Below are 23,219 nucleotides of genomic sequence, written 5' to 3'. Positions count from 1 at the left end.
GGCCTTCAGTGCGCGATGCCGTCGATCAGCTCGCGGGCGCCCTGGCGCAGCAGCGCGACGGCCACGGACGTGCCGAGCGTCTCCGGGGTGAGCGGGCCGGCCCATTCGTGTGCGTGGAGGACCGTCTTGCCGTCCGGGGTGAAGACACAGGCACGCAGGGACAGTTCGCCGCGGCGGTCGGTCCTGGCGTAGCCGGCGATCGGGCTGTTGCAGTGGCCCTGCAGGACGTGCAGCAGCATGCGTTCGGCGGTGGTCTCCTGGAACGTCCGGGGGTGGCCCAGCCCGCTGACGGCCTCGATGGTCTCGGTGTCGTCCTCGCGGCACTGGAGGGCCAGAACGCCCGCTCCGATGGGCGGGCACATCTCGTCCACCGACAGGATCTGGCTGATCACGTCCCGGCGGCCGATGCGTTCGAGGCCGGAGACGGCCAGCAGCAGTGCGTCGGCCTCCCCGGCCGCGAGCTTGTCCATGCGGCGGTTGGCGTTACCACGCATCGGCACACACTGCAGGTGCGGATGGGAGGCCGCGAGCTGCGCGATCCGGCGGACCGAGGAGGTGCCGATCCGGGTGCCGTCGGGCAGCTCGTCAAGGGTGAGTCCGCCGGGGTGGATCAGCGCGTCACGGACATCATCGCGCTCCAGGAAGGCGGCGAACGTCGTACCGGCCGGCAGCGGGCGGTCGCCCGGGATGTCCTTGACGCAGTGCACCGCGAGATCCGCCTCGCCGGCCAGCAGGGCGGCGTCGACCTCCTTGGTGAACGCACCCTTCCCCTCGACCTGGGAAAGCGCGCCCATCCATCGGTCGCCGGTCGTCTTGACCGGGACGACCTCCGTGGCGATGCCGGGGTGCAGCGTGCCGAGTTCGACACGGACGCGCTCCACCTGGGCCAGGGCCATGGGCGAGTCGCGCGAGACGATACGGATCAGTTCAGGGGCGGACATGCGCCCACGATAGACCGTCAGAACCGCGCCACGGCCACCAGCAGGCCCGGCTCCATCCCTTCTCGAGGGATCCACCGTCGAGGCGCGAGGTGCCCTTGCCCCGGCTGGCCCCTACCCGCGGATCTGTCCCGCGGCTGCGGGTACTTCCCCGGTCGCCCCTCACCTCCCGGAAGCATGACGGAGCCCAGGCCGACGACGAGGTCGGCCTGGGCTTGTCGCGCAGTGCCCAGGTGGTCTCCGGAGTGCGAGGGGAGCCCGCTCAGGTACGTCTGTACGAGGAGAGGTGCGCGAACACCACGATGTTGTCGACGTAGTCCCTGACCTTCCGGTCGTAGGCGCCACCACAGGTGATCACGCGCAGCTGCGCGTTGGGCGCGTCGGCGTAGACCCGGTCGTTGGGGAAGTTCGACTTGCTGAAGGTCTCCACGGAGTCGACCTTGAAGGTCGCGAGGAGACCGTCCTCGCGAGTGATGTTGATCGAGGCGCCCTGCTTGAGGGATTCAAGTTGCAGGAACACCGCCGGTCCGGTCTTGGTGTCCACGTGACCGGCGATGATCGCGGAGCCGCGCTCACCCGGTGACGCGCCGTCCTTGTACCAGCCGACGAGATTCCGGTCCCCCCCGGGCGGCGCGTTGAGCTGGCCGGTCGGGCCGAGGGTCAGCTGGGTGAAGGGCGCGTCGACGGCGATGTCCGGGATCGACACCCGCTTCGGCGCGGAACGGGGCAGGGCCAGATCGGGGACCGCCGGGGAGGCGGCCGTACGCCCGCCCGGGGTGGCGGAGGAGGCCACGGCGGGGCGGGTCAGCGGCTTGGGGTCTGCCGAGGTGTCCACGGAGTTGTAGACGAGGAGGGAGCCCAGCAGGAATGCTCCCGCAGACCACAGCAGGCCGCGGCCCACAGGGCGGGACGCGGAGGCGGTCCGGGGTGGACGGGAATTCGGCTGGGGCGACTGCGGGGCGGTCATGTGACGGTGCCTTTCATGAACGGGGCGGCGGCGAGGTGACGCAGCGGCGGTAACGAAAGCGCCGCGGCCACCGTCCACGAGGAACGGTGGCCGCGACATCAGAGCGGCCTCCGTAACGGAGCGGCCGGATCAGGCCGCAGAGGCGCCCGAGGCGGTGCGGCGACGCAGCATGTACGCGCCGGCGCCGAGACCGCCCAGCATCAGCACGGAGCCGGCAGCCAGACCGCTACCGGTCGCCATGCCGCCACCGCCGGTGTGGATGCCACCGTGCGGCCTCTGGCGGTCACCGTAGCCGCCGTCGCGGTCGCCGTAGCCACCACGACCGTGGTCGCGGTCACGGTCGCCGTAGCCACCACGGCCGTGGTCACGGTCGCCGCCGCGGCCGTGGTCGCGGTCGCGGCCGCCGTCGCGCCCACCGTCGCGGTCACGGTCGCCGCGGCCGCCACGGCCGTGGTCGTCGCCGTAGCCGCTGCCCTGGTCCCAGTCGTTGACGATGACCTTGGCCAGGGCGCCACCACCGGTGTGCACGCCGCCGCTGGGCATCCGCCCGTCACGGCAGTCGTCCCAGTGGCCACGGCCGTAGCCGCCGCGGCCGTCACGGTCGCCGCCACGGTCACGGTCGCCGCGTCCATCACGGTCGCCGCCACGGTCACGGTCGCCGCGTCCACCGCGGCCATCACGGTCGCCGCCACGGTCGCGGTCGCCGCGGCCATCACGGTCGCCGCCGCGGTCACGGTCGCCGCGTCCACCGCGGCCATCACGGTCGCCGCCACGGTCGCGGTCGCCGCGGCCGTCACGGTCGCCGCCACGGCCGTTGTCACGGCAGTGGTCGCGGTTCCGGTCGCGGTCGCCCCGGCCGTGGTCACGGTCGCGGCCGCCGTCCCGGTCGTGGTCGTTGTTGGCGGAGGAAGTACCACTGTTCGCGGCAATGTCCTCCGTGATCATGGCGTTCGCAGCAGGGGCAGAGATTGCGAGCACCGCCGTAATGGCGGCCGAAGCGAACAAGGTGCGAGCAGTGCGCATGGGGACATGTTCCTTTCGGCGCGACTGCGAAGGCTGACTCTTTGTCGGCTCATCGGATCGCAGTGGCGACGTGATCACCGTCAGCCGGATCGCGGCCCCGCACCACCGGAGAACGTCGCATTCGAGGTACGCCCTGGGCTCTTCGGGTGGCGCAAGGCAGCGGATTCACCCATTGGACGGCGCGCGTCGTCGGCGTGTCGCGTAACGAGTGGGCTAAAGGGCCTGGACGGCCCGTCAGAGCGGGGATTTTCCGCGCCGAACGAGCGGGGGGGCGAGCAGGTGCGAGCGGGGCCTCCGGTGAGACGTCGGCGGCCTCCGGCAGGGTTCGACGCCTCGGGGCTGCGGCCGGGGACACACCGGGCATCACCCCGGCACCCCCGACGTGCCGCCGGGTGCACAGCCGCGAAGGAACCCGGACCCGAGTCCGGCACACCCACGCATGCACCCGCGCCCATGGCCACGTCCATGACCACGTCCATGGCCACGTCCACCGGCAGGACTGCAGCCAAGTCGCGCAAGTCGAGCCGGATTGACCCGGGCCATGCCCTCAGCCGCTGACAAATGCACTGCGCCGAAGGGGAATTCCGTGGATTGCTCGGCGTAACAGCCCTCCAGGGCTGGCCCGCTCGTCGAGCGAGGAGGAACCAGAGCCTCTGCGTTCACCGCGCGCCCCGTCCTCGCCCGCCCCGTGACGCGAGGACGGCTACACCGCCCTGCTCCCCGGGCGCACGAGGCAATGCCGCCAGCGCGTGCCGCCGCACTCGCCTCCCCAGGGCGCTCGGACACACTCGGACACAAAGGGCGGAGGATTCTCACTCGGATTGAGGAATTCATACGCCCGAGGGGGTCCTCCGACCGGCGGTCTTGTGTTCCACGTGAAACACCCACCACCCGCCGCGCCGCCGGCTCAGGTGGTGCTGTCACGGAGGGCCTTTTCGACGATCGCTTCCAGCCGGGAGTGGTGGGCCCCTCGCCAGTAGACGCGACCGCATGCGGTGCACTGGGCGAAGACGTCATACGTCCGCTGGGTGCCGTGTTCAAGGTGCTCACGGACCGAGTCCTTGTCGGCGTCCGTCAGCCGGCCATTGCATGCGGTGCACCGCGTCCAGGGCGCGAGCACGGGCGCGAATCGGCCCAGTACGTCCTGGAGTTGCTCATCGGGCCGGTCGCTGTAGATGAACGCGCCCGCCCAGATCTCCCGTCGTCGCAGCAGCCCCCGGTCCCGGGAGAGCAGTACGCGTCGCTCCTGTGCCGAGAGCGTCGCCAGCGCGGCGTCGCCGGGGTCCTCATTCGTGTACGCCGCGTCGACGCCGAGCAGCCGCAGCCTGCGCGCCAGGGTGCCGAGGTGTACGTCGAGCAGAAACCGCAGCGGCGCACCCGGGATCCGCTGGGGCCGCTCGACGGCGTGCACCTCGACGCTCTCGCCCGCCCGCGGAACGTGGGATACGGGAACCTCGGCACCGTTCACCACGAGCCGTCCGACCTCGGTGAGCGGGACGCCCAGCGACTCGACGACATGACCGAGCGTCGAGGAACCGTCGGTCACCACGGCCGTACCGGCGACGGTGTGCGCCGACGAAAGGAAAAGGTGCAGCTCAGGGGCGAAGACGAAGGGGATCTCAGGACCGTTCACGCCGCACAGCATGTCATCGGCCGGGCCACGCCAGCCAGCGCGTTATCGGTGGTCGGAGCCGCCGTCGCCGAGGCTGGTGGCGGCCGGCGAGCTGCCCACGGCGGTCGGCGCCGACGGCGAGCGACGCCGCGTGGCGCACCCGCGGTCCCGTGCGCCACGCGAGGGACGTAAATCCCTTGCCGTGATCGTCCAGCGGCCGTGAGGATGACGCCATGCCTGCCTTTTCCGCCCCCGACGGGACCGAGCTCGCCTTTCATGTCGTAGGCGCGGGCAAGCCGCTGCTCTGCCTCCCCGGCGGACCCATGCGTGCCTCCTCCTACCTCGGTGACCTCGGTGGACTGTCGCGGCGACGGCAGCTGATCCTGCTCGATCTGCGGGGCACGGGCGACTCCGGCGTCCCCGCGGACCCGGCCGGCTACCGCTGTGACCGGCAGGTCGCCGATGTCGAGGCCCTGCGCCGGCACCTCGGCCTGGACCGCGTCGATGTCCTCGCCCATTCGGCGGCCGGCGATCTCGCTCTCCTCCACGCGGCCCGATACCCCGAGCGCATACGGACCTTGACCCTGGTCACTGCCCGGGCCCGCGCCCTCGGCATCGACTACACCCATGAGCACCGCATGGAGGCGGCCGCCCTGCGTACGGCCGAGCCGTGGTTCGACCCCGCCCACAAGGCCTACACGGCCATCTGGGCCGGCACCGCGACCGATGCCGAGTGGGAAGCCGCCGCCCCCTTCTTCTACGGCCGCTGGGACGCGACCGCGCAGGCGCACGCCGCCTCCGAAGTGGAGCAGACCAACGACGAGGCGGCCGAGATCTATGCGGCATCCGGCGCGTTCGACCCTGCCGCGACCCGCTCCGCGCTCGCCGCCCTGAACGCGCCGGTGCTGGTTCTGGCCGGCGAACTGGACAGCGGTCCGCGTCCCCGTGTCGCCGCTGCCACGGCGCGGCTGCTCCCCGGGGCCGAACTGTCCGTCCAGGCAGGCGGCGGCCACTACCCGTGGCTCGACGATCCCGTTCACTTCACCCGGACCGTCGGCTCGTTCCTCGACCGTTCCGTTCAGCCCACGGCTACCGCCGCTCCGTCCGAGCGAGTCGATGATGCTGCGGATGGTCTCGCCGAAGCGTGATCGCATAGGGGTGTGTCTCCTTCGCGCGGTGCACTTTTGGGTGAATGCCTCGCGGTGCGAGTGGCGGGACGGCGCGCTGCCGAGCCCAAGGGGTGAGACATGGCGCGGGGAGCCGCGGTGCAACCGGCGTGCCGTATGGGGCTACGGAGCGGCGGTACGGAAAGGTCGCAGCACGGCCACCACAGGGGACCAACGCCTGTGCAGGGGGCAGCAGTTGAAATGCCACCCCGATACCTCGCTCCTCCAGCGGCCCCGACCCCACCCACCTCGGCCGGCCCCCGCAGGCGCCCCGCCCCCGTCCCACGGCAGTCCGGCCCGGGCTCCGCTCCGTGCCATAGTGCCCGCATGAAGACGATCGGGCTGCTTGGAGGCATGAGCTGGGAGTCGACGGCGGAGTACTACCGGCTGCTCAACGAATTGACGCGTGAGCGTCTGGGCGGCCTGCACTCCTCGCGCTGCGTGCTCTACTCCATGGACTTCGCGGAGATCGAACGGCTCCAGGCCGACGGGCACTGGGAGCAGGCCGCCGAGGCGCTCGCCGAAGCCGCCAGAGCACTGGAGGCAGCCGGCGCCGACATACTGCTGATCTGCACCAACACCATGCACAAGGTCGCCGGCCCGGTGGCCGCTGCCGTCACCGTCCCGCTGCTGCATCTGGCCGACACCACGGCGGATGCCGTCCGTGACGGCGGTCTGCGCCGCATCGGGCTGCTGGGCACCGCCTTCACGATGGAGCAGGACTTCTATCGCGGCCGGCTGGAGAGCCATGGGCTGGAGGTGCTGGTCCCGGACGACGCCGGACGAAGCATCGTCCATCGCACGATCTACGAGGAGCTGTGCCAGGGCATCGTCCGTGAGGAGTCCCGGCAGTCATTCATGACCGTCATCAGGGACCTCGTCGCCGCCGGGGCCGAGGGCATCGTGCTGGGCTGCACCGAGATCGAGCTGCTCATCAAGGCGGAGCACAGCTCGGTACCGGTATTTCCCACCACCCGGCTGCATGCCGAAGCCGCCGTCACCCGCGCGCTCGCCGGCACCCCGTGATACGACGGTCCGGTAAGCCCGATAGATCCGGCATTCCGCAACCTGGCCGAGTTGAGGACCGCGCGACCGCCAACTACTCCCCACTTGTGGATTCTTGGGCCGGGAGCAGGTTTGAAGGCGCGCCAGGTACGCTGACGTGGTGTCGAATACCGAGTTAGAACGACTGGCCAGGATCCGGATGCAGATCACCGGTGAGACGCTGGAACGCGCCATGGCCGTACTCGAAGGACACGCCTCATCGTCCGCCCCCAGCCCCGACCCCGAGCCCGACACCAGGGCCGGCGCCACCGGAGACCGCGAAGCCAACGAGGCCGGCCCGCGCACCGATGCCAGCGACGGCAGCGACGGCAGCGACGGCAGCGACGCCATGGAGAACGTGCCACGGCGGGACGAGAAGCGAAAGCCCCAGCGGCGAGGTCATCTCCGCGGCCTCTGAGCGCGACCCAGCGCGACGACAGGCCACTGAGCGGCGCCACACGAAAAGCCACCACCCCGCCACCGAGGGTCATGGGCGTCGCCGAAAGTCACCTCAGTCCGCGTGAAGCACGGGCCGGGCACACCGCGCTACACCGCACTCCGAACAGGCTGCTGTCGACCATCCACGCAGCGTGAACGGTCGACGGATGGCGTCCAGCCGCCGGAGGAGGCCCAGGGGTCAGCGGCTCACGGAGTGAGTGGCCGCGCCAGCATGGGCGTCTTGAGTATTTGGTGTCCGCCGCTGGCCAGCATGCGCACCTCGCCGCGGTCACTGATCTCTGCGCGTACGATCCCCGATTCATCCTCGTAGACCGGATACCCGCCGGCTCCCGCCCGGTCGGTACGTCGGACGATCACCACGTCGTCCTCCACAGCGGGCGCTTGAAATACCAGCTCATAGCTTTCCGGGTAATCCATCGTGGCCTCCCGAATACGTTCGGCAGGTGCTCTGGGCGGCGCTCCCCACGCCGCTGTACGCGCGCCGCTGCACCTCGGCCATTCCATCGTCACTCACTCCCGCCCACCGCGCCTCAGGAGGAGAGCCGCACCTTCGGCGGTGGCCCGGAAGTGTGCCCCGCCCCCGCGCGCTGTCACGGGAGCGGGGCGGGTCCGAGAAGCGCCAGCAGCTCGGATAGTTACGGGAGCCACGGTACGGGGCACCACTGACAACGGCGGACCGGCAGACGGGCAGACCACCCGTCGGCACCGTGTCGAGTGAACGGAGTGGTCGTGGCCGGGAAACCTCGGTCTTCGCTTGCGACGGTGGTCCTGGACTGCCCGGATGCGCATGCGCTCGCGGACTTCTACCGGCGGCTGCTCGGCTGGGAGGTCACCGCTGACGAGCCGGACTGGGTACTCGTCCGGCACCCGGACGGAGGTACCGGGCTCTCGTTCCAGTCCGAGCCCGGATATCAGCCCCCGGTGTGGCCGGAACAGCCCGGGGAACAGCAGAAGGTGCTGCATCTCGACCTCCGGGTCGATGACCTTGACGAGGCCGAGGCGTATGCGGTCGCAGCGGGGGCGACACGCGCCGAGTGCCAGCCCCAGGACGACGTCCGGATCTTGCTGGACCCGGCGGGACACCCGCTGTGCCTCTTTCTCCATTGAGGGTCGGGGTGTTGCGGGGGTAGAGCCTCGACAGGCGGGACGTTGCGGTACGGGAACTGCCGCCACTAGGGCCCGCTCCGCGCCCCGGCCCCGGCCCCGGCCCCGGCCCCTGATGATCGCGGAGCGTGTGGGAATGGACACATGCAGGCAGCGAAAGTGGATCAAGGGGCCGACGGTCCCTGCTGGTCAGGAAGTTGAGGGAGCGTAAGAACAACGGCGGGGACGGTGAATGCGGACGGAGGGCGGGTGCGCACGGGACCGCGTTGTCAGTGTCTGCCCCTAGCATGGCTCATATGTCCCCAACTCCTTCTGCCCACACTGACGTCCCCGTTCCCGCCGCCGAGGCGAACGAATCGATTCGTCGATTCGTCCGCGCCCGGCGCGGATTGGCGTGGTCGGCGCAGGACATGGCGGAGTATGCGGTGCTGCTGGAGATCTGGACGTTGGCCGTGCGCGCGGAGATTTCACAGGTCGTCGAGGCTGCGTAGCCCTCACGGCTTACGCGGCGCCCCCGTCCGGAGGCAGCCCCTGACGCCTGGCCGACATCCGCGACAAGGTCAATGACGAGATCAGCGGCGGGATCGCTGGTGCTGAGACCGGAAGGTTCGCCCAAGTTGGTGGCCACGGTGGTCCGATGGGTAGTGGCTTCCCTTCCGGAGGGGCGGCGGAAGCGTTGCTGACTCAGGCGGCGGGCGCGCCGCGGCAGTGGGCTCCGCGTCGCGCATCGCCCAGCCCGTCCGTCCCAGGTGCCGAGCCGCCAGGGCCAAGGGCCGTTCTGTTCACCGGGAGCGTACGACGGCCTCCACTACCTCGTGGACGGTCTTCGCAGGGTGGCCGACGGCGGCTTCCCATGTGGGGTCGGTGACGTTGAACTCGCCATTGCGCGAGGCGGCGAACATCGTCAAGGAGAACTCCGCGGCTTGCCGCGGCATCCCGCCGGCGACTGCTGCGGAAGTCCACTCGTCGTCGTCCATGACGACTCGGGTGATGGTCCGGCCGGTGATGCGGCTGAGGATTTCGGCGACGTCGGCGAAGTCCAGTGCGTGAGGGGCTGTCAGCGGCGGCGTGATCCCTTCGAGTGCTCCCTCTTCGGTCAGCGCGAGAGCAGCGGCTTCCGCCAGGTCCTCGTGGGCCGTCCAGGACACCGGGCCGTCCTGCGGCACGGCGAGCGTGCCGGTCCTGAGCGCTGCGCCGATGTAGGAGCCCAAGGTGGAGGCATAGAACCCGTTGCGAAGGGCGGTGTAGGGGACTCCTTGCCGCATGAGGTGCTCCTCAGTGGCCGCGTGGACCTTCTGCGGCGGGAAGAGCGACGTGGGAGAGGCAGCCTGGTGGCTGGTGTACAGGATGCGTTGGGCACCCGCTTCCCGCGCCGCGTCGATGGCGGCGCTGTTGGCGGTGAACGCGCCGCCGCCTCGTATGGCCGCGGAGATGACCAGGACGCGCTCGGCGCCTTCGAACGCGTGCTTCAGAGTGCCAGGTTCGGTGAAGTCTCCCGCCCGGACTCGGACGCCGCGCTCGGCGAGGTCGGCGCCCTTGCCCACGTCGCGCACGCTGACGCCGATCCTTTCGGCCGGCACCCGCTCCAGCAGGCGGTTGACGATCAGCTCCCCGAGACGTCCGGTGGCTCCCGTGACGATCAGCATCGGTGGCTCCCCTCTGACGTTGTTTCCAACGGAACGAAAACTACGTTAACACTGATACTACCGTTGGAAGCAGAACATGCGCTCATCCGCACGTCGGCCTGATACGCCCACAGCTCCGAGCCGGTCACACGGCGGAGGATTGGCGATATCAGCGATAACATCGCCTGTCACGCATCGGCGATACCATCGTCTCCATGGCATCGAACACGCAGCGGCGAGACATCACCCGGGACCGCATCGTGAAGGCCGCGGCCGGCCTGCTGCGCGAGCAAGGGCCGGCCGCGGTGACCACGCGCCGCGTGGCCCACGAGGCCGGTCTGCAGCCTCCTGCTCTTTACCGCTTCTTCCAGGACAAGGACGACCTACTGGATGCCGCCGCGGACCATGTCTTCGCCGAACATGTGGCGAGCAAGCAGACCGCCGCGCCCTCGGACGACCCCGTGGAAGACCTCCGCGCCGGATGGCACACACAGATCAGCTTCGGTCTGGCCAACCCGTACGTCTACGGCCTGTTGCTCGACCCGGCCCGCGCACGCGAGGCCCCCGCACAAGCCACGGGGGTGCAGGTCCTGGCCGAGCGGGTGCACAGAATCGCCGCCGCCGGGCGGCTGCGGGTGAGCGAGGAACGCGCCGTCAACCTCATCCGCGCGGCGGGGGTCGGAACCGTCCACACCCTCCTGACCCTGCCACCAGAGCATGACGACCCGCACCTGGCCGACGCCGCGTTCGACGCGATCGCGCGCGCCATCCTCACAGATGAGCCCACTGTCTCCGGCCAGGATCAGGCAGCCGTCATTGCCGCCTTCCGCACCCTCGTTCCCGAACTGCCCAGTCTCAGCAAAGCCGAGGCCGCGCTTCTCGACCAGTGGCTGCAACGCTGATCCAAGATGCCGCGGCCGTGCACTTTCCGCAGGTAGGCGGCTCCTGTCCCACCGCGATGACCACCATCCCGGCGAACCTTGCCGGTCACCGCACCAGGGGCGCCGGTGACGGGACCCGTAACCGGATCGGTGACTGGCGCCGTCACCTCAGCGACCTCCCTTCGAGCGCATGGCACATGTGGCAACCGCGTTAGCCGAGCGTTAGTGGATCGGCAGCCACCGGCGCCAAGCTGATGCGTGTTCCGCTCACCGAAGCGGAGCGAACGCCGACGACCATCGGCGCAGCCAACGCCGAAGCCAACACAGCGACGACGCCACGATCCACGGGGATGCGGAGCCGCAGCGTGCGCACAAGGGGGATTCTCATGTCCTGGAACAAGGACCCCGAGACCGACGTCGACCTCACCGGCACCGCCACGCCTACCGGAGCCGGACTCGGTACCGGCAACGGCTCTGGCACCTCCTCAGCCCCCGCCTTCCGCCGTGGACGCACGATCGTTGCCGCTTCGCTGATCGCCGTTGCCGCGTTCTCGTTGACCGCCTGCGGTACCGACCAGAACGCCCCCAAGCCAAGCAGCAAGGTCTCGACAAGCCCCGACGCCTTGGGCCCGTCCAGGGAGGCGGCGTCCCTCGGCGATGCCGCAGCCAAGGACGACGCGGCAATGGGCCGGAAGACGCGGGAGGCCGGGAAGAGTGACGGGGAGAGCGGCGGGGGCAGTACCAAGGCAAGCGCCGGCAAGGGCGATGACGGCAGCTCCGCGTCCGGTGCCGGTAAGGAGACCGGTTCCGACACGGGCTCTGACGCGGGTTCCAGTGCTGCGACCGGTTCCGGATCGGCACCCCGGGGCAAGGGCACGAACGGCACCTGGACCGGCGTCCTCGCGTACCTGGCGCCCGGCAAGCTGACCGTGACACCGGAGTCCGGGACCGAGCAGGCGTTCTTCGTCGGCTCGGGGACCACGACCCTTGGCGCGGCCACGATCTGCGCGTCGAACGGCAACGTCACCATGGACAGCAGCGGTTACGGCACCTCCCCCTGCACCGCGGCGCAGCTGGAGAAGGCGGCCAAGATGCAATCCGTCGAGGTCCGGGTCACCGTCGAAGGCGGCGTCGCGACTCGGATCGCCGAGCACTACCACCCCTGAGCGCCGGGCGTGTAAGACGTTCCGTATCCGGCCGACCCCCGGCCCCCGGCCCCCGGCCCCCGGATACCTGAACCCCCGGACACCTGCCCCCCGAACCATGACGTCCGATATCCGCCAGCCGGGGAGCGGCCGCACCCGCAGACTCGAAGCGTGAGAACAACGCACGCACACGACCGAGGCCCCTGCAGCCCCACAAGTGCACTGACGCCGGTCTGCCGATGACCTCTCCCCTCCTCTCTCCGGCGGAGGCGGCCGCATACGGCCCACTCCCCTCCCCCGCCCCGCACACCGACGCCGAACTCGCCGCCCTGCTGGACCTCACGACCTCCTCCCGTGCCCGCATCTCCACCGTGGTGGTCGGGCACAGCCGGGACACTGCGTCGCGTACGGCCGCCGCGGCCTTCGTCGACGGGTGGCGGGCGCGAGGCCGGCTGCCGGTCCTGGCCGTGGTCGACTGGCCGGAGTCCGCCGCCTCCTGGCTCCGGGCGGCGAGCCGCTTCACCACCGGGGCCCCCGACGCCTGGGTGGTGGCGGCCGGCCCGCTCGGCTGGGCACAGATGAGCCGCCGGTTGCGCCACAGCACCGACTGGGACCCGGCGCGTACCTACGGCTTCGCGGCGCTCGGCGACTCCCGCCTGCCCGCCCTGGCGGGCCCCGGAACGCTCCAGGGCCTGCGCGGCGCCGACGCGGAAGGCGGCATCTGGACGATCGACCGCGGCTGGGTCGTCCATCGGCCACCGGACCCTCGGGCGACGACGCAACGTCGTGGCACGCTGTAAGCAGTCAGCGATGAGGCAGAAACACATGAGCACCCCACTTCCCGGCTTCGAAAGCGTCGAGGACACCGAGGGCGGCAGAGGCCGCGGAACCCCCGAGCCAACCCGTGGCCCCCAGGGACCCCGTCAACCTGCCGCCGACCCGAGCGGCGCCGCCGGCGCACTCCGCCGGGAAGTCGCGCCCGGCGCCGTCCACGTCCCCGGCTGGCTGCCCCTGGCCCAGCAGCGCGAGCTCGTCGCCGCCTGCCGCGACTGGGCACGCGGGCCGGCTCCGATCCGTCACACCAAGCTCCCGCGCGGCGGCGTGATGTCCGTCCAGACCGTGTGCATCGGCTGGCACTGGCAGCCGTACGCGTACACCCGCACCGCCGACGATGTGAACGGCGCGCGGGTGGCCGCGTTCCCCGACTGGATGGTCGAGTTGGGCCGTCGCGCCCTGGCCGAGGCCTACCAGGACGCCACCGCCGGCGACGGCTACACCCCGGACACCGCGCTGATCAACTTCTATGACGGCCAGGCGAAACTCGGCATGCACCAGGACAAGGAAGAACGCTCCCCCGCCCCGGTCGTCTCGCTCAGCATCGGCGACACCTGCGTCTTCCGGTTCGGCAACACCGAAACACGTACCAAGCCGTACACCGACACGGAACTGGCCTCCGGCGATCTCTTCGTCTTCGGCGGCCCGTCCCGCTTCGCCTACCACGGGGTGACCAAGGTCCGGCCGGGCACCGGCGACCCGGCGTGCGGCCTGACCAGCGGGCGCCTCAACATCACGATGCGCGTGACCGGACTCGACGGATAGCAGCGTCAGCCCTCGTCAGCCCCGTCCGCCCGCGCACGGCAGACCGGAGCCTCCGGACGCCGCCCGGCTCACGCGGCACACTGGACTCATGTGCCGAAGCATCAAGACGCTCCGTCCGCCCGCCACCCCCGAGGTCACCGACGAGGACATCCGGGCCGCGGCCTTGCAGTACGTCCGCAAGGTCTCCGGCTTCCGCGCCCCCGCCGCCCACAACCGCGAGGTGTTCGACGAGGCCGTGGACGCCGTGACGGCCGCGACCCGCGAGCTCCTCGACGGCCTCCAGATCCGCGGCTCCGCCACCGCCCGCCGCGGTCCGCATGCGGACACCCTTTAGAGCGGACACCCTTTACAGCCGGGCCGGCATCGTCACCATTCGAGCAGCGCCTGAACCGGCAGGTGATCGCTCGGATACTGACCGTGCGCGGAATACGTATTGATCGTGGCGCGCCGGCAGCGCACGCCCGGCGACGTGAGGATCCAGTCGACCCGGTCCCCGTCCGGGACCAGCGGTCGGTAGCCGTGAAAGGTGGCGTACTGCGGACTGCGCTCCTCGGCCGCGTCCCAGCTGTCGACGAGTGATCCGCCACCGAGCATCGCGTCGTACACGGAATTCTTGTGCGCGGCGACATTGAAATCGCCCGTGACGATCCGGGGCAGCGTGGGGGCCAGGCCACCGAGTCGTTCGGTGATCAGACCGGCGGACCGCTCTCGCGCGTACTGATGCGCATGATCGAGATGCGTATTGAGCGCATAGCACTCGCTCTCCGTCCGCAGATCCCGGAATCGCACCCAGGTCGCCATCCGAATGACGGTATTTCCCCAGGTCGCCGACCCGATCAAAGAGGGCGTGTCGGACAGCCAGAAATGGTCGTACTCCACCGGCTCAAGCCGTCGCACGTCATAGAAGACGGCCGCGAATTCTTCCTTGCTCCCGCCACCCCGTCCCGTCCCCACCCAGGCATATCGGGGCCCGAGGTCCTCCGCGACATCCCGCAGCTGCCCGTACAGCCCCTCCTGCGTCCCGAGCAGGTGCGGCGCCTCCCGTCGCAGCAGAGCCCGCATCACGGGGCGGCGCTCCGCCCAGGAGTGCGGCCGGGCGTCCGAGGCGTACCGCAGGTTGAAGCTCATGACCCGCAGCACCCGCCCGCCGCCGGCCGCGTGTGCAGACGACGGCTCGTACACAGCTGCCGCCGTCACCCCGCCCACCGCACCGGCAGCCACCGCCCGAACAGCACTGCGCCGGCTGACGTGCGACGCCCCACCCCCGAAGCCGGGACCTGAACCTGAACCGGAACCTGATCCAGAGCTGGCTCCGGCTCCGGCTTGGGCTTGGGCTTGGGCTTGGGCTTGGGATGAATCAGACGAAGCGTGGAACGCGGGAGGAAGAGCAGTCATCTACGACTCCAGTCATCCATTGCGCGGGCGGACACCGTACGAACACACCCCGGCACCACTGACACCATTGCAACGACGACCACGCCGGCCAAGTCTCGATCCGCGCCACATTCCACGATCGACGACGGAGCCGACGGACCAACCGCCCCCGCTCTCTGCTCTCTGCTCTCTGCTGCCGTCCGCTACCGGTCGCCCGCCGGCCCCCGCCAGTCCGCATGCCGAATACGGGAGATCTCGCGCACTCCGCCGACCGTGGCCCACTCGTCCTTCCCCAGCCGCGACAGAGGCTTCAGCCGGGAGATCTCGGGGTGCCCGTCGACCAGCATGTCCTGAGACACCGCCGCATGCACCACGCGTCCGAACACCACGGTGCCGTCGCCGATCCGCAGCGTGCTGTGCACCTCACACTCCAGCGCCACCGGCGAGGCAGCCACCCGCGGCGGCTTGACCCGCAGACTCGGCTCGGCAGCGATCCCGGCCGCCTCGAACTCGCTCACCCCATGCGGAAAGTCGGTCCCCGTGTCATTGATCTGCTCGAAGAGCCCCTCCGGCGCCAGGTTCACCACGAACTGTCCGGTCGCCTCGACGTTGCGCAGGGTGTCCTTGCGTCCGACGGAGCTGAACTGCACCACGGGCGGCGCGACACTGGCGATCGTGAAGAAGGAGTGCGGGGCCAGGTTCGCCGAAGCACCATCAGGGCTGATCGTTGAGACCCAGGCGATGGGCCGCGGCACGACGACCGCGGTCAGCAGCTTGTAGAACTCGTTGCGGGACAGGGCAGCGGGATCAAAGTCGGTACGCATGGTGATCAGTATCCAGGTGTGTGTCCGCGGACCGTACAGGGGATCCACGGCACCACCAGACCCCTGAGTTCGGCGGAGAGTGCCCGGTATCGGAGCCACCGAGCACCAGGAGCCGACACCATGCCCACAGCACCCCTCACAGTCTGGGAGGACTTCGAGGTCCCCGCCCATGCCCGCGGCGGACAGGTCACCCTCAACCTCCACGACCACCTGACGGCCTACTCCCCCAAGCGCCCAGGTGCCCACCTGCGCATCTCCTCCGACCGCCTCGGTCTCGAAGCCGGCGTGAACCGCCAACTCGAAGACGCCCAAGACACCCGGGTCCGACTGCGATGGAGCCCCTTCACCAAATGTGGGGACAGAGAATGTGGGGACAGAGTCTGCTGGCGGACCCGCCGCCCTACCGCGTCAACCCGTCCTGCGTGGCCCCCGCCATCGTCCCCTGGCGCGTCACCAGCGTGCCCAGGAGGGCACTGGCCAGAGTGCGTCGCGCACTGGATCGCCGCAATCTGGACGCCTGACCTATCGACGCACGACGAAAGGTGACCCATGAAGTTCGCAGTCATCGGCGGTACCGGTCTGATCGGGTCGCAGGTCGTGAAGAAGCTGAACGCCGCCGGGCACGAGGCCGTGCCGCACTCGCCGACCACAGGTGTCGATGTGCTCACCGGCCAAGGTGTGGAGGAGGCGGTGGCCGGAGCCGAGGGCGTCGTCCATCTGACGAATTCGCCGACCTTCGACGATTCCTCTCCCGCCTTCTTCCAGACCTCGATGGACAACCTCCTGGCCGCCAGCCACAAGGGCGGGGTGGGGCACTTCGTCATCCTCTCGATCGTCGGCGCGGACCGGGTGCCCGACCTCGCCTATTACCGCGCCAAGGTCTTGCAGGAAAACATCCTCAAGGCCGGGCCGATCCCCCATTCGATCGTCCGCGCCACCCAGTTCATGGAGTTCATCGAAGCCTTCATGTCCTGGTCCACCGAGGGCAACGCCGTCCGCCTGCCCAGCACCCCACTCCAGCCGATCGCCGCCCAGGACGTCTCCGACACCGTCGCCGACGTCGCTGCCGATACGCCGCTGAACGCAACCTTCAACGTGGGCGGACCCGAGATCCATCCCCTCGACGAACTCGGCCGGATCACCCTGAACGCCCGACCTGACGGCCGCACGGTCGTGACCGACGACACCGCCGGCATGTTCGCCGCCGTCGACGGCGATGTGCTCACCACCAAGGGCGACGCACGCATCGCCCCCACTCACTACACCGACTGGCTCACCTGACCCGGCCGACCCGCCACTGGAGACCTCGCCATGCCGAACAACGAACAGGCAGCAGGCAGAGACGGGAGCCAGCCGCGCTCGGAAGCATGGAAGACGGCGCTCACCGTGCTGCAGTCGGCGAAACCGCCGTTCGTTCCGGAGGGGGCAGAGGCGATGACGGTTCTCATCGAATTCCCTCCCGGCGATCCCGGAACCCCTCCGCACCGGCACTCGGGACCTGCCTTCATGCTGGAGGGGGAAATGCTCTTCGAGCTGGAAGGTGAACCGGAGCGGGTGATCAAGACCGGGGAGACTTTCTGGGAACCGGGCGGCGATGTCATCCACTACCAGGACGGAAACAACCGGACGGACTCCAGAAGCCGCTTTCTCATCACCATGATCTGCGCACCGGGTCAGCCCATGCTCACTCTGGTGGACGACGAAGAGCTGGCCCAGCGTCGGCATCTACGAGCTCCCCGCCCAGGCACCTGACCCACCACCGACAGCCGGGACTGACCGCGATGAGCCCTGCGGCGTCGCCCAGTGCCCCGGAACGGACATATGGGCTCCCGCGCCCGTGAGTGAAATGGCAACACATGGGCGTTCTTCCACGTGCGTGGCGCGGTCTGCGGCAAAGGGCCGTAGAACGCGTCTCGCTCCAGTACGTGACCCCCGGTGATGGACGAGCCGCGGCTTTGAAGCATTCACCCCTTGAATCACACGCGATCCCCGCCAGTGGCGGTCGGTCGGCATATCCGCTCGTCGGTGAGCCTGTCTCCGAGGAAGCCATGTCGTCACCGAGCCGAGCACCCAGCGGACGGATTGGGCGGTTCCTTGGAATGCGTCTGCGGAGGACGGGCAATTACAATGGACAGATATACCCATCAGGGGCTTGAACAAGGGCGGAGGCTTTGCCGACCGCCCCGCAGCCCGGGCCGAGCGCGGCGCTCTTCAGCGCCCCGCGCTCTCCATCACGCACTTCGCAGATTTCCCAGGGAGCATTCCCATGGCTGGTCAAACCGCCTCCGTCATCCTTGAGTCCGAGGCACAGGAACTCGCCGACGCAACCTCGCAGCATCCGTTCCTGTACGAGCTGGATCCGACCGCAGCGCGCAAGGTACTTGACGACCTCCAGGCCGCGCCGGTCGACAAGCTGCCGGTCGATGAGGAGTGGGTTTCGGTTCCGGCAGCGGTGGGCGATGTACGGGTACGCATCGTCAAGCCGCAGGGTGCCACCGGAACGCTGCCCGTCGTGTTGTACATGCACGGCGGTGGCTGGGTGCTGGGCAATGCCGGTACCCACGACCGCCTGGTGCGCGAGTTGGCGGTCGGCGCCCGTGCGGCAGTGGCCTTCGTGGAGTACACGCCGTCACCTGAGGCGCACTATCCGGTGGCCATCGAGCAGGGCTACGCCACCGCACAGTGGATCCTCCGGGAGGGGGCTTCCAAGGGGCTGGATGCAGAGCGCACGGCAGTGGCCGGGGAATCGGTCGGCGGAAACATGACCGCCGCACTCGCCCTCATGGCCAAGGAACGCGGTGACGTCACATTCGTACAGCAGTCGATGTACTACCCGGTCACGGATGCGGCCATGAACACCGGTTCCTACGACCAATTCGCCACCGGCTACTACCTGAGCCGCAAGCTGATGGAATGGTTCTGGGACGCCTACACGACCGACCCGAACCAACGCGCGGAGATCACCGCGTCTCCCAACCACGCCACCATCGAACAGCTCTCCGGCCTGCCGCCCGCCCTGCTGATCGTCGACGAAGCCGACGTGCTGCGCGATGAGGGCGAGGCGTACGCCGCCAAACTCCGAGCAGCCGGCGTCCCGGTGACCACGGTGCGCTACGACGGCACGGTCCACGACTTCATGATGCTCAACTCGCTAAGTGACTCAAAAGCCGCTCGCGGAGCCATCCACCAGGCAACAGCATTCCTGCGCAACGCCCTTGGAACGACCCAGTCCTGAAAGAGCGTTTTAGACGTCGTTTCTTATGGCGAGGTTTAGGTGCCTACCCTGGGGCCGCCCGTTCGGGACGGATGATGACCTCGCTTCCCAGCGGTCTGTATCCAGCCGCGAGGAAAGCCCGAAGGGATCGGGCGTTACCTGGGGCAACAGCGGCGAACACCGGCTCGCCAGCGGGGAGCAAGGTGAGCGCGTCATGCAACAGGGAACGACCGAGCCCAGCACTGCTGCTACCAGGCCGGTCGAGTTCGACGCTTATCTCACGCCGTCCGGCCAGGCCGTTGGCCAGTGTGACAAGGCCGCGCTCATCTCCGAAGACGCGGACATCGTTGCGCAAAGCCTGGGCATGACGAACACGCGGGTGGTCATCGACATCAAGACGTTCAGGCAGGCACGGAGGAGCCGACGCGCCACGCGCAACGAGCACGGCGTCGACACCATCGATCCAGCCCTTGCAGCCTGCCAGGTACCGGAGAAAGTCAGGAGCCAACGAGGCCCCGTAGCCGTCGGGTCCCTGGGCCTGGACCTCGGAGGCGGGCAGGGCAGTGGCGATGACGGCGTGTCCAGTGAAGGCGACCGAGCACTCCAACCGGCCCGGCAGAGGGGGGAGAACTGTCACCTGGCCCTCTGCGGGCGGGAAGTGTCCGTCGGCAGCGTTGAGGAATATCCCCAGCAAGGGGTGAGACTCCAGCATGACGATCCACCCTACGAGTTGCTGTCGCGCGGCTGCTCTCCGTTCTCTCCGCGTACTTCTCGCTCTGGCTTAGGAAACGGCGGACGGGCGGCTGACGTCCGTGTTCGTCAAAGGCAGAGTGGTCGGCGTACAACTCGAAGAGGCGGCGCTGGTCAGGCGCCCCCTCGACCTCGCTGCAGGCCGTACGCCAGGGTGCCCGGCTCATGCTCATGGGCCGCCGCAGCGGTCTCTCGGACCAGTTCGTCGCACGCTGCACCCGCACCGGTCGCGCAGCGCGAAACGGACACAAAGCACCATCTGGCTCATTCCTGCCTCCTTCTTGCCGCTCCCAGTCTCTCCACGCATCCCGATGCCCGCGCGCGGGCCTCGACCGGCCCATCACGCGTTTAGGGCAGCCGGAGAATGTGGGCTCCGATTGCGGGAGTGGGGGGCGCGGCCCAGCATGGGCTTGGCGGACAGGGACCTGCGCTGATGCTCGTGCAGGCATGGTGCGCTGTAGCGATCAGCTGCTTCGGCGCGCGAGGCGAGTCCTCCGACGCGTCACTGCACGTCACTGAAAAGCGCCCGTCAGGAGCGGAATGGGAGCCATGTCTGAGGCATCCGGGAACGGCGACTCCGAAGTCCGGAAGGACGCCGGATTGCCCCGGCGCCACGTGCTGCGCACGGCCGGTGCGGGTGCACTGGGGCTGGGTCTGGGAGGCGTCGCGCTGACCGCTGCCACAATGCCACGCGGTGGGGCCCGCAGCCCCCGACCACATCTGAACCCTCGCCGGAGGGCCTCGGCTCCGTCGGGCAGGCACCGCACCTGCCGGCTGGGTTCGCCAAGACGTTCACCAGTCGTTTCGTACACGCAAATGGACTGCGCCAGCACGCGGTCGTCGGAGGCGAGGGGCCGCCGCTGCTCCTGATACATGGCTGGCCCGAGACCTGGTACGCCTGGCGCCTGGTCATGCCGGCACTGGCGGAACACTTCACGGTCATCGCCGTCGACCAACGCGGCATCGGGCTGACCGACAAACCCAAGAGCGGGTACGACACCCGTACCCTGGCGCGCGACATGGTCGCTCTGATGGACACGCTCGGCTACCAGCGGTTCGCTGTGGTTGGTCATGACACCGGAATGCCCATCGCCTACGCGCTGGCCGCGGATCACCCGGAGCGCGTCGACCGCGTGGCCGTGGCCGAGGCGTTCCTCCCAGCCGTGACCCCGTCGCCGCCCATGATCGGCTCCGCCCAGGTCAACGACCGGCTGTGGCACATCCCCTTCAACCGGCTCACCGAAGTGAACGAACAGCTCGTCCGGGGACGCGAAGGCATCTACTTCGGCTGGCAGTTCGCCACCAAGGCCGTACGCAAACTCCCCGATTACGTCGTCGACTACTACGCTCGGATCCTCGCCTCGCAGCACGACGCTCTGCGGGGCAGCTTCGGGTGGTACCGGGCGCTCGACACCACCAGTGCGCAGGACCAGCAACGCAAAACACACCCACTGACCCTGCCTGTCCTCGCGATCGGCGGTGCGGGGAGCCTCGGTGAGAATGTCGCCGGCACGATGAAACTCGTCGCACACGACGTACGAAGCAAAGTCATTCCCGGCACCGGCCACTGGGTGGCCGAGGAGGCCCCCCAGGAAGTGCTCGCGGCGCTGACCACGTTCCTGGCCCCGTACCGCGACCGAGGCCGGAACACACACCCCCAGCCGGCCGCGACGCTCGGCAAGTAGCTTCCCCCGCGCACTGTTCAAACGGTTGCGCCAGGGCATGCTGGTCTGCTCGTCGGCGAGCACCTCGACCCGGTCGTTCGCCAAGGGCGTCCATGGCCTGCTCCGCCACATCCGCCGCACTGATCTTCGGGACGTCCGTGAACGAGCACTTCCATTCCGACAGAAGCGCCGACCTGCACCTCACGGCCGGGAAGATCCGCCGCTTGGGTGTCTCTGACCTGGCGCTACCGAACCAGTTGGTGGAGATCGGCGCGCTCGTGCGTCTCGACGTGAAGCCAAAGGCCGGAGTCGGCCTGACTCCCTCATTCATCTGTCGGGCTGCCGTACCGCGCGTGCCGCTTGTGTCCGCAGCAGCGGCCAAAAGCGTGGGTCCAATCCGTCTCAATAGCCCACGCGGTCGAACTTCGGCGGTCGACCCGCCGCGTGAATCAAGCTTCTTGCGGTGGGGGAGCATCCCGCTGTCCAGGACCTCCTCTTCCTCGAAGCCCGTACCGCGGACACATTCAGCGACGATCCCGTCATGGACGAGCAGATGCGGGCCATCCATGAGCCGGTCAGTACGGCCGAACCGCCACCGACTACCGGTCCCACTAGGAGCTTGCGGAAGCTCGCGCCGTTCCCGCCCGACGCGGAGGACACGCACTTCGCCGAGCGCCCGCCGCTGTGAAACCTACCCGGACCAGTCAGTCCACCAGTCCGTCAAAGGGCTGGCCTGGGACCACCTACTCACGAATCAGGAAGTCGCCATGTCCTACCCAGAGCCCCGCTACCTCGGCGAAAGGGGCCAGGTCAGCGCACTGTTCCGGCCTGCACCCCCACAGCCCGACACCGGCTCGGGCGGCACCACCATCAGCTACGTGGCCAAGCAGGAGAACACCAACAGCGAGTTCGGCCTGTACAAGATCGACATGGCGCCGAAGGCCATGGGCGCCGCGGAACACTTCCACCGTACGATCTCCGAGTCCTTCTATGTCCTGTCCGGCGAGGTCCGGCTCTACAACGGCGAACGCTGGGTCACTGGAGGCGAGGGAGACTTCCTCTACGTACCACCCGGCGGGCTCCACGCCTTCCAGAACGACAGCGACGACCCGGTGTCGTTTCTGCTGCTCTTCACACCGGGAGCTTCCAGGGAGGAGTACTTCGAGAAGTTGGCGGAGTACTCACAGCGCAGCCGCGAAGAGTTGAAAGCCTTCCGGATCAGGCACGACCAGTACAACACCACCGACATGCTCGACGACTAGGCTGCACTGAGTGCTGCGGTCGCTGCGTCTCACGCCCGGGCTGCCCGAAAGCGGCCCGGCCGGTGCGGCCCGTCAGTCCCCGTCATCAGGGTCTTCAGGTGCGTCCGGGTCCCGGAAGGGGCGCAGGCCCTGGCCGAGGCCGCCGGCCTTGATGGTGAACAGGTAGCGGCCCAGATATTTGATGTGCCGGTCCTTGAGCAGGGAGAGCCGTGCGACGTCCTCGTCCTTGATGTCGTGGCCGTCGGCGCGGAGCTGGGCGACGGCGGCGTCCAGGTAGCGCGTGGTCCCACAGCACCACGGCGTTGAGGACCAAGCCGAGGGCGGCGAGCTGGTCTCCCGGCCCTCGCGGTACGCCTGGCGGAACTGGCCCCGGCTCCCATGGCAGATCGCGCGCGCCAGGCGGTGGCGAGACTCCTCCACGGTCAGCTGCCGGTTCACCAGACGGCGGTAGATGTCGTCGACCGGGTCGACGAGGGCGAGCAGGTGCATGGTCTTGTCGATCCGTCCGTACTCGGCAAACGCGGCGCCGAGCGGGGTGGCCCTCGCGGCCGAACATGCGCAGCAGGTC

The 23,219-nt window shown here is 69.1% G+C and carries 27 protein-coding genes; 17 read left to right on the top strand and 10 right to left on the bottom strand.

All coding sequences use genetic code 11. The features are described 5' to 3' along the window. Positions 1-5: 5 nt before the first annotated feature. From hemC to OIU81_RS35170, 4 genes are all read right to left on the bottom strand, one after another. The gene (gene hemC / locus OIU81_RS35185; protein WP_329154352.1) at positions 6-941 is read right to left on the bottom strand and encodes a hydroxymethylbilane synthase; all 936 of its coding nucleotides are present in this window, start codon (positions 939-941) and stop codon (positions 6-8) included. Positions 942-1,200: 259 nt separating this feature from the next. After that, positions 1,201-1,905, bottom strand: coding sequence for a class F sortase (locus tag OIU81_RS35180; protein WP_329154350.1), 705 nt, complete (start codon positions 1,903-1,905; stop codon positions 1,201-1,203). 129 nt (positions 1,906-2,034) lie between these two features. Further along, entirely contained in the window at positions 2,035-2,928 is an 894-nt protein-coding gene (locus OIU81_RS35175; protein WP_329154348.1) for a hypothetical protein, read from the bottom strand. A gap of 907 nt (positions 2,929-3,835) precedes the next feature. After that, entirely contained in the window at positions 3,836-4,561 is a 726-nt protein-coding gene (locus OIU81_RS35170; protein ID WP_329154347.1) for a Mut7-C RNAse domain-containing protein, read from the bottom strand. Positions 4,562-4,773: 212 nt separating this feature from the next. Between OIU81_RS35170 and OIU81_RS35165 the strand changes: the two genes are divergently transcribed. The 3 genes from OIU81_RS35165 (at position 4,774) to OIU81_RS35155 (ending at position 7,168) form a co-directional block, all read left to right on the top strand. Beyond that, entirely contained in the window at positions 4,774-5,688 is a 915-nt protein-coding gene (locus OIU81_RS35165; RefSeq protein ID WP_329154346.1) for an alpha/beta fold hydrolase, read from the top strand. Positions 5,689-6,033: 345 nt separating this feature from the next. Next, positions 6,034-6,732, top strand: coding sequence for an aspartate/glutamate racemase family protein (locus OIU81_RS35160; protein WP_329154345.1), 699 nt, complete (start codon positions 6,034-6,036; stop codon positions 6,730-6,732). 178 nt (positions 6,733-6,910) lie between these two features. Next, complete coding sequence (locus OIU81_RS35155; protein ID WP_329331577.1) at positions 6,911-7,168, top strand: hypothetical protein; 258 nt, start codon at positions 6,911-6,913, stop codon at positions 7,166-7,168. 227 nt (positions 7,169-7,395) lie between these two features. On the opposite strand, the gene OIU81_RS35150 is transcribed toward OIU81_RS35155, so the two are convergent. After that, positions 7,396-7,626 carry a DUF6296 family protein gene (locus tag OIU81_RS35150; RefSeq protein WP_329154343.1) on the bottom strand — a complete coding sequence of 77 codons (231 nt, stop codon included), beginning with the start codon at positions 7,624-7,626 and terminating at the stop codon, positions 7,396-7,398. A 312-nt stretch (positions 7,627-7,938) separates the two neighbouring features. Between OIU81_RS35150 and OIU81_RS35145 the strand changes: the two genes are divergently transcribed. Next, positions 7,939-8,316, top strand: a complete 378-nt coding sequence (locus OIU81_RS35145) for a VOC family protein (RefSeq protein WP_329154341.1) — start codon at positions 7,939-7,941, stop codon at positions 8,314-8,316. Between the two features lie 293 nt (positions 8,317-8,609). Then, positions 8,610-8,804, top strand: coding sequence for a hypothetical protein (locus OIU81_RS35140; RefSeq protein WP_329154339.1), 195 nt, complete (start codon positions 8,610-8,612; stop codon positions 8,802-8,804). Between the two features lie 291 nt (positions 8,805-9,095). Here the strand turns inward: OIU81_RS35140 and OIU81_RS35135 are convergent, their stop codons facing one another. Beyond that, a complete protein-coding gene (locus OIU81_RS35135) occupies positions 9,096-9,959 on the bottom strand; it encodes an NmrA family NAD(P)-binding protein (protein WP_329154337.1) in 864 nt (287 codons plus the stop codon). Between the two features lie 194 nt (positions 9,960-10,153). Between OIU81_RS35135 and OIU81_RS35130 the strand changes: the two genes are divergently transcribed. From OIU81_RS35130 to OIU81_RS35110, 5 genes are all read left to right on the top strand, one after another. Beyond that, on the top strand, positions 10,154-10,840 hold the full coding sequence (locus OIU81_RS35130; RefSeq protein WP_329154335.1) for a TetR/AcrR family transcriptional regulator: 687 nt from the start codon (positions 10,154-10,156) through the stop codon (positions 10,838-10,840). 365 nt (positions 10,841-11,205) lie between these two features. Beyond that, the gene (locus OIU81_RS35125; protein WP_329154333.1) at positions 11,206-11,985 is read left to right on the top strand and encodes a hypothetical protein; all 780 of its coding nucleotides are present in this window, start codon (positions 11,206-11,208) and stop codon (positions 11,983-11,985) included. A 218-nt stretch (positions 11,986-12,203) separates the two neighbouring features. Next, on the top strand, positions 12,204-12,764 hold the full coding sequence (locus OIU81_RS35120; RefSeq protein ID WP_329154331.1) for a hypothetical protein: 561 nt from the start codon (positions 12,204-12,206) through the stop codon (positions 12,762-12,764). A 25-nt stretch (positions 12,765-12,789) separates the two neighbouring features. Beyond that, the gene (locus OIU81_RS35115) at positions 12,790-13,563 is read left to right on the top strand and encodes an alpha-ketoglutarate-dependent dioxygenase AlkB family protein (protein ID WP_329154329.1); all 774 of its coding nucleotides are present in this window, start codon (positions 12,790-12,792) and stop codon (positions 13,561-13,563) included. Between the two features lie 88 nt (positions 13,564-13,651). After that, positions 13,652-13,897: a DUF2277 domain-containing protein gene (locus OIU81_RS35110; protein ID WP_329154328.1), complete on the top strand. Its 246-nt coding sequence runs from the start codon at positions 13,652-13,654 to the stop codon at positions 13,895-13,897. A gap of 32 nt (positions 13,898-13,929) precedes the next feature. Here OIU81_RS35110 and OIU81_RS35105 read toward each other — a convergent pair whose 3' ends face one another. Beyond that, positions 13,930-14,760, bottom strand: a complete 831-nt coding sequence (locus OIU81_RS35105) for an endonuclease/exonuclease/phosphatase family protein (RefSeq protein WP_329154327.1) — start codon at positions 14,758-14,760, stop codon at positions 13,930-13,932. A 380-nt stretch (positions 14,761-15,140) separates the two neighbouring features. After that, complete coding sequence (locus OIU81_RS35100) at positions 15,141-15,761, bottom strand: flavin reductase family protein (protein ID WP_329154326.1); 621 nt, start codon at positions 15,759-15,761, stop codon at positions 15,141-15,143. A gap of 365 nt (positions 15,762-16,126) precedes the next feature. On the opposite strand from OIU81_RS35100, the gene OIU81_RS35095 reads away from it, so the two are divergent. The 4 genes from OIU81_RS35095 to OIU81_RS35080 all read left to right on the top strand — a co-directional run bounded on the left by OIU81_RS35095 (position 16,127) and on the right by OIU81_RS35080 (position 18,996). Further along, positions 16,127-16,282, top strand: a complete 156-nt coding sequence (locus OIU81_RS35095) for a hypothetical protein (protein WP_329154325.1) — start codon at positions 16,127-16,129, stop codon at positions 16,280-16,282. Between the two features lie 28 nt (positions 16,283-16,310). Beyond that, complete coding sequence (locus tag OIU81_RS35090; RefSeq protein WP_329154324.1) at positions 16,311-17,042, top strand: SDR family oxidoreductase; 732 nt, start codon at positions 16,311-16,313, stop codon at positions 17,040-17,042. Between the two features lie 30 nt (positions 17,043-17,072). Further along, a complete protein-coding gene (locus tag OIU81_RS35085; protein ID WP_329154322.1) occupies positions 17,073-17,513 on the top strand; it encodes a cupin domain-containing protein in 441 nt (146 codons plus the stop codon). 514 nt (positions 17,514-18,027) lie between these two features. Continuing rightward, positions 18,028-18,996: an alpha/beta hydrolase gene (locus OIU81_RS35080; protein ID WP_329155580.1), complete on the top strand. Its 969-nt coding sequence runs from the start codon at positions 18,028-18,030 to the stop codon at positions 18,994-18,996. A 43-nt stretch (positions 18,997-19,039) separates the two neighbouring features. On the opposite strand, the gene OIU81_RS35075 is transcribed toward OIU81_RS35080, so the two are convergent. Continuing rightward, the gene (locus tag OIU81_RS35075) at positions 19,040-19,687 is read right to left on the bottom strand and encodes a hypothetical protein (protein ID WP_329154320.1); all 648 of its coding nucleotides are present in this window, start codon (positions 19,685-19,687) and stop codon (positions 19,040-19,042) included. 949 nt (positions 19,688-20,636) lie between these two features. Between OIU81_RS35075 and OIU81_RS35070 the strand changes: the two genes are divergently transcribed. The 3 genes from OIU81_RS35070 (at position 20,637) to OIU81_RS35060 (ending at position 22,651) form a co-directional block, all read left to right on the top strand. Beyond that, the gene (locus tag OIU81_RS35070) at positions 20,637-21,410 is read left to right on the top strand and encodes an alpha/beta fold hydrolase (protein ID WP_443074095.1); all 774 of its coding nucleotides are present in this window, start codon (positions 20,637-20,639) and stop codon (positions 21,408-21,410) included. Between the two features lie 442 nt (positions 21,411-21,852). Continuing rightward, the gene (locus OIU81_RS35065; RefSeq protein ID WP_329154319.1) at positions 21,853-22,077 is read left to right on the top strand and encodes a hypothetical protein; all 225 of its coding nucleotides are present in this window, start codon (positions 21,853-21,855) and stop codon (positions 22,075-22,077) included. Between the two features lie 79 nt (positions 22,078-22,156). Further along, positions 22,157-22,651, top strand: coding sequence for a cupin domain-containing protein (locus tag OIU81_RS35060; RefSeq protein ID WP_329154318.1), 495 nt, complete (start codon positions 22,157-22,159; stop codon positions 22,649-22,651). 72 nt (positions 22,652-22,723) lie between these two features. On the opposite strand, the gene OIU81_RS35055 is transcribed toward OIU81_RS35060, so the two are convergent. Further along, positions 22,724-23,152 carry a Tn3 family transposase gene (locus OIU81_RS35055; RefSeq protein ID WP_329155576.1) on the bottom strand — a complete coding sequence of 143 codons (429 nt, stop codon included), beginning with the start codon at positions 23,150-23,152 and terminating at the stop codon, positions 22,724-22,726. Between the last annotated feature and the right edge of the window lie 67 nt (positions 23,153-23,219).

Source organism: Streptomyces sp. NBC_01454 (assembly GCF_036227565.1).
Classification (GTDB): Bacteria; Actinomycetota; Actinomycetes; order Streptomycetales; family Streptomycetaceae; genus Streptomyces.
Note: the sequence above shows the minus strand (reverse complement) of the source record. Positions and strands in the feature narration are given on the sequence as shown.